The organism is Bdellovibrio sp. CKG001, from assembly GCF_055397465.1.
Genome location: NZ_AP029173.1, coordinates 1,744,958 through 1,756,395, shown reverse-complemented (window position 1 = coordinate 1,756,395; position 11,438 = coordinate 1,744,958). Strand labels below are relative to the sequence as shown.

11 protein-coding genes are annotated in these 11,438 nt (G+C 50.3%); 4 read left to right on the top strand and 7 right to left on the bottom strand.

The genetic code is table 11. The annotated features are described in order from the left end of the window. Nucleotide 1: 1 nt before the first annotated feature. From rnc to ACZ50P_RS08465, 4 genes are read right to left on the bottom strand one after another with little or no spacing between them, the layout of a single operon-like run. The gene (rnc, locus tag ACZ50P_RS08480) at nt 2-706 is read right to left on the bottom strand and encodes a ribonuclease III (protein ID WP_464135056.1); all 705 of its coding nucleotides are present in this window, start codon (nt 704-706) and stop codon (nt 2-4) included. Beyond that, a complete protein-coding gene (mtaB, locus tag ACZ50P_RS08475; protein WP_464135053.1) occupies nt 703-2,046 on the bottom strand; it encodes a tRNA (N(6)-L-threonylcarbamoyladenosine(37)-C(2))-methylthiotransferase MtaB in 1,344 nt (447 codons plus the stop codon). The genes rnc and mtaB overlap by 4 nt, the downstream gene beginning before the upstream one ends. Next, the gene (gene mnmA / locus ACZ50P_RS08470; protein ID WP_464121136.1) at nt 2,031-3,113 is read right to left on the bottom strand and encodes a tRNA 2-thiouridine(34) synthase MnmA; all 1,083 of its coding nucleotides are present in this window, start codon (nt 3,111-3,113) and stop codon (nt 2,031-2,033) included. The genes mtaB and mnmA overlap by 16 nt, the downstream gene beginning before the upstream one ends. After that, nucleotides 3,106-4,311 carry a cysteine desulfurase family protein gene (locus ACZ50P_RS08465; RefSeq protein ID WP_464135051.1) on the bottom strand — a complete coding sequence of 402 codons (1,206 nt, stop codon included), beginning with the start codon at nt 4,309-4,311 and terminating at the stop codon, nt 3,106-3,108. Before ACZ50P_RS08465 ends, mnmA begins: the two co-directional genes overlap by 8 nt. 187 nt (nt 4,312-4,498) lie before the next feature. Here ACZ50P_RS08465 and ACZ50P_RS08460 point away from each other — a divergent pair, with 187 nt between their 5' ends. The 4 genes from ACZ50P_RS08460 to ACZ50P_RS08445 all read left to right on the top strand — a co-directional run bounded on the left by ACZ50P_RS08460 (nt 4,499) and on the right by ACZ50P_RS08445 (nt 8,853). Continuing rightward, complete coding sequence (locus ACZ50P_RS08460; RefSeq protein ID WP_464135049.1) at nt 4,499-5,932, top strand: hypothetical protein; 1,434 nt, start codon at nt 4,499-4,501, stop codon at nt 5,930-5,932. Nucleotides 5,933-5,935: 3 nt separating this feature from the next. After that, complete coding sequence (locus ACZ50P_RS08455) at nt 5,936-7,615, top strand: protein-arginine deiminase family protein (RefSeq protein WP_464135047.1); 1,680 nt, start codon at nt 5,936-5,938, stop codon at nt 7,613-7,615. Then, complete coding sequence (locus ACZ50P_RS08450) at nt 7,612-8,112, top strand: hypothetical protein (RefSeq protein WP_464135046.1); 501 nt, start codon at nt 7,612-7,614, stop codon at nt 8,110-8,112. Before ACZ50P_RS08455 ends, ACZ50P_RS08450 begins: the two co-directional genes overlap by 4 nt. 90 nt (nt 8,113-8,202) lie before the next feature. Continuing rightward, nucleotides 8,203-8,853, top strand: a complete 651-nt coding sequence (locus ACZ50P_RS08445) for a thermonuclease family protein (protein ID WP_464135043.1) — start codon at nt 8,203-8,205, stop codon at nt 8,851-8,853. On the opposite strand, the gene tsaE is transcribed toward ACZ50P_RS08445, so the two are convergent. From tsaE to glmM, 3 genes are read right to left on the bottom strand one after another with little or no spacing between them, the layout of a single operon-like run. Next, entirely contained in the window at nt 8,850-9,296 is a 447-nt protein-coding gene (tsaE, locus tag ACZ50P_RS08440; protein ID WP_464135041.1) for a tRNA (adenosine(37)-N6)-threonylcarbamoyltransferase complex ATPase subunit type 1 TsaE, read from the bottom strand. The two genes, ACZ50P_RS08445 and tsaE, sit on opposite strands and share 4 nt — an antisense overlap. 1 nt (nt 9,297) lies before the next feature. Beyond that, nucleotides 9,298-10,023 carry a pyridoxine 5'-phosphate synthase gene (locus ACZ50P_RS08435; RefSeq protein ID WP_464121129.1) on the bottom strand — a complete coding sequence of 242 codons (726 nt, stop codon included), beginning with the start codon at nt 10,021-10,023 and terminating at the stop codon, nt 9,298-9,300. A 41-nt stretch (nt 10,024-10,064) separates the two neighbouring features. Beyond that, complete coding sequence (glmM, locus tag ACZ50P_RS08430; protein WP_464121406.1) at nt 10,065-11,438, bottom strand: phosphoglucosamine mutase; 1,374 nt, start codon at nt 11,436-11,438, stop codon at nt 10,065-10,067.

Below are 11,438 nucleotides of genomic sequence, written 5' to 3'. Positions count from 1 at the left end.
TCTAATTCGTCTCCTTGTATTTCATCTCAAGAGCGTTCTTTGCTGCCATTTGTTCGGCATTTTTCTTACTGCGACCCCGCCCTTGAGCCCAGACATCTTCTTTTACTTTCACACACACCAGGAACTCGCGGTCATGCGGAGGTCCTTCCTCTGCCAAGACCTCATACCTTGGTGTTTCTTTCGAGGACTTCTGCACCAGTTCCTGCAAGCGGGTTTTGTAATCCCGCTCGAAGTCCTCATGTCGACACACCCGATCCGCCAACGGAACAAACTCCTGGCGGATGAAAGTGCGCGCCACCGTGAAACCACCGTCCAGGTACAACGCCCCGACAATGGCTTCAAAGGAGGAAGCAATCAGACGGGGCTTTTGAGCACCACCCGTCTGCGCTTCACCTTTTCCAAGCTGCATCAGCTTGTTGAGTCCCAGCTCCAACGCCAATTCAGAAAGAACTTCTTCATTGACGATGCTGGCTCTTTTCTTCGACAGCCCCCCTTCGGTGTCTGTCGGGAACTTTTCATAAAGAAATTCACCCACAACCAGATCCAAAACCGCGTCACCCAAAAACTCGAGTTTTTCATTGTGCTCAACACAGTTACGCAGTTCATTGGCAAAACTTTTGTGCGTCAGGGCGCGCTCGAGCAGTGCCTGGTTCTGAAACTGATATCCCAGACGCTCTTCCAAAGACTTTCGGAATTGATCGTTCATGTCAGAACCTCGCCCACCAGGTGACCTTCCATGTGTTGTTTGTTGGAATGATCATACCCTGTGATCTTAACCTCAATTTCCTGTCCCGCCCAGTGATCCAGGAAACTCTCGGCTCCCGTGATATCCACCGGCCAATAGTCATGGCTCAGACCCTGGCCGCCTTTGGCAGCATTCTTCAGAACCAGAACTTTTTTGGTTGTGCCCACCTGAAGCTGAGCCTGCTCGGAATAACGAGCAATACTCAAGTCACGCAGACGCGCAGCCCGCTCGGCACGAACATGCGGATACACTGACACATCCATCGCCGCAGCCCGCGTGCCCTGACGTTCACTGTAAGGGAAAACATGCAGCTTGGTCCATGGCAGATCCTTCAGGCAGTCATAAGTGTCTTGAAACTGCTCATCTGTTTCAGTCGGGAACCCGGTGATCACGTCCATCCCGACAAAACTGCCGGGAACACGGTCTGCAATCGCGCGCAGAGATTTTTGCACGTCGGCTTGGGTGTACTTGCGCTTCATATGGAACAAAACATCCGTATTGGCACTTTGAATGCTCATATGGAAGTGCGGACACAATCGGGAATCCTGATACAGATCCAAAAGACGCTCGGAAACCTCCACCGGCTCAAGACTTGCCAAACGGAACCGAGGCACCTTGGTCTTTGCCAGAAGATTTTCGATCAGGTCTTCCATCACGTAGGTCTTGTCACCGACCTTGTCTTCGTAATCACCAATGTGAACACCGGTCAAAACGACCTCGCGGGAACCCTGCGCATAGAGATCATTAATACGATTCACCAGATCCGCCACCGGGATCGAGCGGCTCTTGCCACGAGCATACGGAATTATACAATAAGTGCAGAAACTGTTGCAGCCGTCCTGAATCTTCAGGAACGTGCGCGTGTGTTCTTTTTCAATACCACCGCCGGCTTCCAGGTCCTCTTTTTTGAAGATGTTGGATTTAAACACCTTCTCTGTCAGCTCCCCACGGAAATGTTTACTCAGAAGATCCGGCAAAGACCCTTTGTGAGAGTTCGCCACAATCAGATCCGCCCCCGGCAAGCTGGAGAAAGACCCGGTGTCGACCTGGGCCGCACATCCCGTGACCACCACTGTGCAAAATGGATCTTTTACCTTCAAACGACGGATATAGCGGACCGCCTCTTTCGTGGCTTCCGCTGTCACAGCGCAAGTATTCAAAACATGAATGCGGGCGTTTTTTTCACCGGACACCACCGGGGCAAAACCACTGGCATTCAGATTCTTCTGAATCAGACCCGCATCATATGTATTCACCTTACAGCCGAAGGTGTGGACCTGATACTTCATAGAGTGATCCATCCGCCCCCCACCAACTGCTTGTCACGATAAAACACCGCCGCCTGGCCGGGAGTCACCGCTCTTTGTGGTTCAGAGAATTTTAATTTAAAGCCCGTGGCGGTCTTATGAATTTTCGCTTCAGACCCTTTGTGCTGATAGCGGATTTTCACATTCATGACTTCGCCATCCTGAATTTCATCCAGAAGCTTCGGATCCACAACATCCACTTCGTCGGCGAAAAGATATTTTTCATCGCCCACCCAGACCGTGTTGTCTGTGGCATCAATTTTAATAACAAAAAGCTTTTCATGGTGATCCATGCCCAAGCCTTTGCTTTGACCGTAGGTAAAGTTATGAATTCCGTTGTGAGGCGCCATCACCTCACCCGTCGGGTAACGCTTCAAAAGGCCTTTTTTGGAAGCCAGAATTTCCGGTTTCACCTGACCTTTGATAAAGTTCTGATAGCCTTGTCCACCCACAAAGCAGATCCCCTGAGAATCTTTTTTACGTGCCGTCACCAGACCACGGCTTTCAGAGTAAGCACGCACTTCCGGTTTCTTCATATCCCCAACAGGGAACAACAGCTTTGGCACCAGCTCCGGATCAATCGTGAACAGGAAGTAGGTCTGATCTTTCCAGTCATCCGTCGAAGTGTGAATGGAGGACTTCCCATTTTCATCAGTCACAATCTTGGCGTAGTGACCTGTGGCGATGTAATCGCACTCCAGCTCTTTCATCTTTTTAACAAGATGGTCGAATTTCAAATAGGTGTTGCAGTTCACACACGGAAGCGGTGTCTGACCTTCCAGATAGGCTTTCAGGAAAGGATCAATCACAGCGGCGCGGAATTTCGCTTCGCAGTTGATCACATAAAACGGAATCCCCAGGCGGTCTGCCACAGAGCGGGCGTCGTCCACATCAATACTGGAGCAGCACGTGCCATTGCCTTCTTCGATATCGCAAGTGGAATAGTCCCAGACTTGCATTGTTGCCCCAATAACCTCATACCCCTGTTCGACCAAGAGCGCAGCCGCGGCGGAACTGTCCACGCCTCCGCTCATAGCAACAAGGACTCTCCCTTTAGACATGACAAGAATCTCCTTCGTCGTCGTTCAGTGATCGCAAGCGATCCACCACTGTTTTCAATGTATCTACAAATAAATCCACTTCGCTCAAAGTGCTTTCCCAGCCTAGGCTGACACGCAAACTGTTCTGCGCTTCACCACGACTCAGCCCCATGGCCAACAAAACCGGGCTGGGTTCAGGGTTTCCAGATGAACAAGCCGCCCCTGTGGATACGGCAAAGCCTTTGATATCCAAAGACATCAGCATCGTTTCGCCATCAGCCCCTTTCAAAATCAGGGAGCTGGTGTTCGGCAGACGTGGACTTTCCACGGCGGTGATTGTCACATCAGAGATCTCAGCCAGAATACGAGTCTCCATATGATCGCGCAGGGCTGCGATGGCGCGAGCTTTTTCCTCAATCAGGGAAACGCGTTTGGCAACAACACCCAGGCATCCAATCCCCAGAGTGTTTTCTGTACCGCCACGACGATGTCTTTCCTGACCGCCACCGTGAATCAGAGAACTCACGTTAGAGCCTTTTTTGGAATACAGAACCCCTGTGCCTTTTACGGAATAAAATTTATGACCCGAGAAAGAGGCAAAATCCACATTCAGCTCATGCAGATTCACCGGTACTTTGCCGAAAGCCTGCACCGCATCCGTGTGGAAGAGAGCGCCTTTTTTATGGGCCATCTCGGCCATCTGCTTAATCGGGAACAACGTGCCCGTTTCGTTGTTGGCAAACATGACCGACACCAATGCGGTTTCTTCGCTGAGGTGTTCTTCATAGAATTTCAAATCAATTTGTCCCTGACGATTCACGGGAATAAAATCCACCCGCGCACCAAGAGCTTTGAGATGCTCCATGGTCTTCATCACACTGGGATGTTCCACTGCGGAGCACATGTAGTGAGTGCGGCGGCGCTGCTCAGGCGTCAGGAACTGGGCTGTTTGGTAGTAATCAAACAGACCTTTTAAAACGGTGTTGTTGGCTTCACTGCCACCGGAGGTAAAGATGATCTCCAGAGGGTGAGCGCCCACCGCATCGGCCATGGCTTTACGGGCATCACGCAGAATGTTTTTCGGCTGACGACCGCTCCAGTGAATGGAGCTTGGATTTCCCCAGGCCTGCGCAAGCTCCGGCAACGCAGCCAGAACTTCTGCACACACGGGAGTCGTGGCATTGTGATCGAAATAGTGAAGGACTTTGGTTGATATCATAAGCGCACGGAACCTATCATAGTTCTTAAGTATTGAAAACTTCTAAGATAATTTGCCAATTCCGGGTGTCCAGCGCGTTAACACTTCAGGAAAATTCTACACCCCAAACCCCCCTTCCCCGGGGGTCAACTGGACTAGACCTCAGTTTTTACTCAGGTTTTCGTAAAGAATTCCGATAAACACAGTGATGAGTCATCACCTATGGTTTGAACATTTTAAAGAGCAACTTCAAGGACTTACCGAAGCCTTTGAACAAAGCGGAACGCACTTAAGCCTTCTGGCCTTTGCCATTAAGGAGCAGCGCCTCAGCTCTGAAGCCTATCTTCAATGGGCCATGACTCACCATAGACTTCCTTTGCTTCAGTCACGATTTTTTACAGAAACTCCCGTGTCCCAGGAAATGTTCGCGAAGTGGGCGACCCATTATCCGTGGTCTGCGGAGTGTCTGCCTGTGGCGGAGTGGGATGGATCCCTCATCGTAGCATGTCTTCAGCCGCCGCAGGATTTTCCTTCTTTCCCGTCCAGCATCCTGGTGCTGGCAACTTATGAAAATCTGGAACAGGTCTGGACACAACTGCATCCGGAAAGACAAGCGACCCCTGCTGCCGACGCAGCCCCGGAAGGCATTGATCTTTCCTTAAGCACACCGAAAAAACAAAGCTCTGACAGTTTCTCGTTTGATGATCTGGGCGTGGCCTCTGAAGGATCTTCTCCGAATTTTGAACCTTTGTCCTCTGATGAACTTTCTGTCGAAGGTGCTCCGGAAGAAAAACTTGACGGTCTTTTCGATGGCCCGACCGTGATTCGTCTGGAGGCCCTCAGCCCAGCCCCGGCAGGGACACCTGCAGCGGAGGCTTCAACTTCTGCCAAAATCGAATTGACACCGGAAATCCCCGAAACCGAGCAAAAAACAACAATCATGCCTTTGCCAGCGGCCTCCACGACTCCTGTCGTTGAGGAGGTTCCGGCTGTGGTGTCGCCGCCCGTTGTCGCGCAAGCACCGGAAAGCTCTGCTCCTAAAAAAGCAACACCTCCGCCGCCGCCAAAATCCGAACTGCCTCCTCCATTTGAGGACAGCTTCAGTAATCGCCCTGTTGCCATCACACCTCGTCCGGCGGGAGTGGCTAAACCCACGATCAATCCCGTGGCCACAGGTCACTTTGCGCTGGATAAAATCAAAAAGAAAAATGCCGCGGCTTTGAATGAAAAAGTCAAACTGGTCTTAAGCGAGATGAAGGCTCATTTTGAAAAATCCATGATTCTGACTTTGGATGAGCAAGAAACGCAGATGATTGCCTTTGCCTGGGATGAAAACTTCAAAGGCATGAAAGACACTTCCATGCGCTTCCCGCTGCAGGTGCCCAGCATCTTCAGCATTGTGGCTTCCACGCAAAAGCCTTACCACGGATACATCTCCCTGAATGAAACCAACGAAAAGTTCTTTGAAGGCTGGAATCAGGGCCGTATCCCCGATCATGTCACCATCACACCGATCATTATCAATGAAAAACTGGTGGGCATGCTGATGGGATTTGCGGAAAAATCAGCCTACAACAAGGTCTCTCTGAATTTAGCGGAAAAACTTTCAACCGACTTCACCAAGGGTCTTCAGGCGGCATAATTTATGATGCTTCTTTTGCATCTTCTCTTGAACGTCACACTTGCAAACTCCAACTCCTGCAGCCAACACAATCCCATGAGCCCCGATGTTCCAGCCTGCCCAACCACTGGCAGCAAGTTGTTATCGGAAAATTATCCCATCATGGCCGCCACGGTTTCTGACGACGCTGGCGGTTCCCGCTATGTGAAAGAATACGTCACCAAGGTTTTAAAAGCCCAGCCCTCCAAATCTCCGCAGTTCTTTCTGCACGTCACAGATCAAACCTGGCATGAGGTGGTGCGCGAAATAAAAAAGCAGGCCCCCGACGAAGCCACAGCCCAACGTTGGATTGCTGGCTTAAGCCGGGTGCAAACCCGCCACCGCTGGAACTGGCAACAGGACTACTTTGAAAGCTTCTTCGACAGCAACACCGGCAAGCCTGTGCTGCGCGAAGTACAGGGATATGGCCGCCACGGCAATGCCTTTAAGGATCTGGTCAAACAATCCAGCGCGGATTGCTCCATCAACGCTGGCAAACAACTGAGCAACGACCAATACAAATCAGGACACAGCGGCGGCAATATTGAAGCCGTCAACGGCCTGTGCCTTGTGGGATCCGACCACTTTGAAGGTGATGAGTGGGACAAGTACGCAAAAGTCACCTGCGAAAATCCGGCGACTGCTGTAAAAACACCTTCTGATTTCCTCAATGTCGGCCACACCGATGAGTTCTTTAAAACACTCAAAGATCCCACCCAGAAGGCGCCTTGTGATTTCAGTCTGGCCTTTGCCAGTCCGAAAAAAGCTCTTGAGATTTTGAAGAAAAATCCTCAGGGACGCGCCTTTGATTTTTCACATCTAAGCCCGGATGAAATCATGGTGCGCCTGAGACAAGCGCCTTACAACCGCATCTGCAGTGAGTTTTCTTACATCAAAGAAATGAAAAGTCGTGGCAACAGACCCGGCAACGGCAAAGAAAAACGTGTTCGCGGAGTTTCCCAGTTCCTGTTTAACATCATCCTCCCCCCTGTCTCCGCTGGAAACATCGTGGCGTCCCTGAAAGACCCGGAATCTTTGCGCATGGACGAGTATCTGGAGCAGATAGACGAGGATGGCATTTCAGATCCGCCGCTGGATCGCGGTCGCGACCGACGGCAAGAGCGAATTGATCGCCTGAACCGGCAGCGCGCTCTGCTTCGCCAAGCCGGAATTCTGAAGTCTCAGAGCGATTCTTCCATCCTGAAAGACTGTTACAACATGACGAACAAAGAATTGGCGGACATGTTTGAAGACGACTACGAGATGAAAGAATTTAACGAATCTGTGGAAGAGGCGACTCAAAAATTCAAAAAGGAACTGCTGGCAAAAGTAAAAAAATCCTATCCCCAATGCAATCCCAAGACGGTGGAATTGCCGGACCTGTTCCTGGGTGACATGAACTACGACTCGGAGAAACCCACCTATGCCATAGGGACTGCGGACTCGGTTTTCCCGAATCCCACCAATGGCGAGATCGTGGAAAGTACTTTCATTTTGCCAGAGCCCGTCAATCCCGCTTTTAAAGCGGAAATTGATAAGTCCATAAAAGATCTGGGTCTGAAAACTGACTACATCGACACGCATTTTGCCCACACACTCAACGGAAATCTGCACTGTTCAAGCCATGCCATGCGCTATTGCCGACCTCAAGGAGGCCAGAAATGATTCGTCTTATCCTCATGATCAGCCTGGCCCTTGTGGGAGTTTCAGGAGCCCAGGCTCAATCCAAAAAACTGATGTACTCCTGCGAGCTTCAGGACAAGTGGCTGCAAGGGCAAAAGCTTTCCGCCGGCATTGACATTCAGGATCTGGATCATGCCAGTCTGAAAATTCAGTCTTCGACCGAAACGGTGACCTGTCCCCTTGAAATTGAAAGCGTTCAGGATGCCTCTCGCGGACGCATTGCCAAGGTCATCTTCCTGATGACTCCGGAATCCTGCTCTCCTCCCGAAAAGTCCTTTAATCGCAATCTGCGCCGTCGCATCGAGCTTCATATTGATGCCCAGCCCGGCGGCAAAGGTGATGCCCAGCTTTCCTGGCGTCATCGTGGAAATCGTTCCCAATGCAAAGAGGTTGTGAACAATCTGAAATCCCATGGCATCGGTAATAAATTTCATCCCGCCTCAGCAGGCACCAATAAAACCACCGCCGGAACACGATAAACGCTTTTAAATCCAGTACGGCGGGAAATTAATACGCTCTCTCAGCCCCCGCCTTGAAATCCTCTGAAAAACCGGTTACTTCCTTGGGTCATGAAATACCTGTCCTATGTTTTCATAGTCCTTCTGTTTCCTTCCCTTCTTTTTGCCCAAGGCACACGCATTAAAGTGATCAGCGTGCATGACGGAGACACTCTGACGGCTGTGGGCGCAGAGGACCCAACCCTGCGCTACAAGGTTCGCCTGATGGGTGTGGATACTCCGGAAGTTGATTTCATGAAAGAGACTCAAGGCGAAGTGGCTTTGGCCGCCCGGGACTTTCTGAGGTCTTTGATTCCTGCTGACGGCATCATCACTTTAAGCGACGACAGCCAGGTCGATAAGCACGGCCGGATCCTGGGGCGACTTCTTGTTGGCAATCAAGATCTGAATATGGAAATGCTAAAAAACGGCTGGGGTATGATTTATTTTATTTACCCCTTTGAAAAGCGCATCGTCAGCGATTACAGCCGCGCCGCTAAAGAGGCCTATGACAACCGCCGCGGCGTTTTCTCAAACGACTATCGCCAGACGCAAGAGCCCTACCAGTTCCGCATGAAGGTGCAAAAACAAGTTGGCAGAAACCCCGTGGGTGATTTGGAACTGAAAAAGATCCTGCCCCCCGAAGACATCAACAAAGTCCCCGTCTGGAAAAGAGTCTTCTTCCCTAACTACGAAATGGCCTACCAGAACGGTTACAACTAAACCAGGCGAGTGGTGATTTTTCTTTCGGTGTCAGATAGTTTTTCGAAGACGACTTCGACTCTTTGCCAGTTCAAAGGCAAATAATCGAAGTCCAGTCGATTGGCCCACTCAATGACAATGAGTGAATTCTTTTGCGCAAATAAATCCCAAAAACCCGAACTTTCCAGATCATCATCGTCTTTCAGTCGATAAAGATCCAGATGATCCATGGCTTTGCCCTCGGCATTCTCATAGCGCAGATGAATGGCAAAGGACGGTGACTGAACATCTCGCATTCCCAAAGCAGAAGCCATCATCTGCACGGAGGTGGTTTTGCCAGCCCCCACATCACCACTCATCAGCAAAATGCAGCGATCATTTAAATGAGGCAGGAACTCTTGCCAAAAGGCTTTAAGTTCCTCCAGATTCTTCACAATTCTTTGGGAATTCAAAATAGTGGACATGTTACTTTAAGATTTTCCTCATCTTACGAACAGATTCTTCCATGCCATACTCCAACGCATAACACACCAAAGAATGTCCAATATTTACTTCCTGAAGATGCGGCAACTTATTGATAAGCTTGGAGTGTTCGTAATCCAAACCATGCCCCGCATGAACATTCATCCCCAGATAATGAGCCCACTCGGCCGCCTCGCACAAACGCTTCCATTCCGCGTTCTTTTTGGCTCCTTTGAGTGCCACCCATTTACCCGTGTGGAACTCAACAGCATCCGCACCAGCCTCATAGGAAGCCTCAACCTGCTCGATGGAAGGCTCAATAAACATGGAAATTTCAATCCCAATGCGCTGAAGCTTTTCAACCATCGGAAGCATTTTTTTAAGGCCTCTTTTCACATCCAGACCACCTTCCGTGGTCAGTTCCGCCCGTTTTTCAGGAACAAAGCACACCCAGTCCGGACGATACTTTTTGGCAAAGGAGACCATCTGGGAAGTCGCTGCCATTTCCAGATTCAATGGCACCGGACACTGCTTTGACAGGAGCTTTAAATCCTCTAACTGGATATGGCGACGGTCTTCGCGCAGATGAATGGTGATCTGCTCTGCACCGCCCTTCACGGACTTCTTAACCATATCCAACAGGTTTGGATAAGCTGTTGTTCCACCACGCACCTGACGAAGCGTTGCCACGTGATCTACATTCACACCAAGACGAATTTTATTTTTCATATTTTTCCAGGATGATCCGGCGGGATCACCCTCCTTTTTACTTAAGACAGTTCTTTTTCCAGGAACGAGGCAATTTCTTCTGCAAATTGAGTGATCTGGGTTTTGTCAGAGCCTTCAACCAGAACGCGAATCACCGGCTCTGTCCCGGAGAATCGCACAAACACACGACCTGTCCCCGCCAGCTTCTTTTCAATGGCGTGAATCATGTCATTGTATCCGGCAAGTTCATTCAGCTCCGCACGGCGTTTTACGCGGCAATTGATCAGTATTTGCGGCACATCTTCAAAGACGTGATTCAAGTCACTCATCTTTTTCCCTGTTTGCTTCATCACTGCCAGCACACTCAAAGCCGCGATACAGCCATCCCCTGTGGTCGTATGATCCAGGAAAATAATGTGCCCGGATTGCTCGCCTCCCAGGTTGTAACCGTTCTTGCGCATCTCTTCGACAACGTACTTGTCACCCACGCCTGTTTTCACAAGCTTGATACCGGCCTCATTCATACGCTTCTCAAGACCGAAGTTGGACATTTGTGTCGCCACCAGAGTGTCCCCCTTAAGAAGCCCGCGCTCTTTCATATGAAGCGCACAGATTGCCAAAATACGGTCTCCGTTAACGATCTCACCCTTTTCATCCACCATGATCACGCGATCCGCGTCACCATCAAGGCTGATACCAACATCCGCACGGTACTGCAAAACAGCTTCCGCCAACTTTTGCGGGTACAAGGCACCGACCTTGTCGTTGATATTCACGCCATTAGGATCATCACCTAGCTGAATCACTTCAGCTCCCAATTCCTGGAACACGGAGGGAGCCACTTTATAAGAAGCTCCGTTAGCCGTATCCAGAACAATACGCATCCCATCCAGAGTGTACTCCAGAGGGAAAGTGCCCTTCACATAAACAATATAGCGTCCCTGAGAGTCTTCGATACGACGTGTACGACCGATCTCTTTGCTTGGAGGCAGATGCGGCGTCAGATCCTCTTCCAACACCAGACGTTCGATCTCGCGCTCCATGTCTTCAGAGATTTTAAAGCCGTCAGAACCAAACACCTTAATCCCATTGTCGTGGAACGGATTGTGAGAAGCCGAAATCACAATACCTGCCGCCGCACGCATGGTGCGAGTCAGATACCCAATCCCCGGTGTTGGCAGAGGTCCCACCAACTGAACGAAAATACCCATGGAATTCAACCCAGAAGCCAAGGCTTGTTCAATCATGTAACCGGACAGGCGCGTGTCTTTTCCGATAACAACTTTACGAACGGCGCCGGGAGTGTGCTCCACTTCCTTGCGCAGCAGATAGCCGATCGCCTGACCGATCTTTACAACCATATCCGGCGTCATGGGCCACTGATTTGCAGTGCCACGAATACCGTCTGTTCCAAACAATCTTGATTTTTTTTCCAC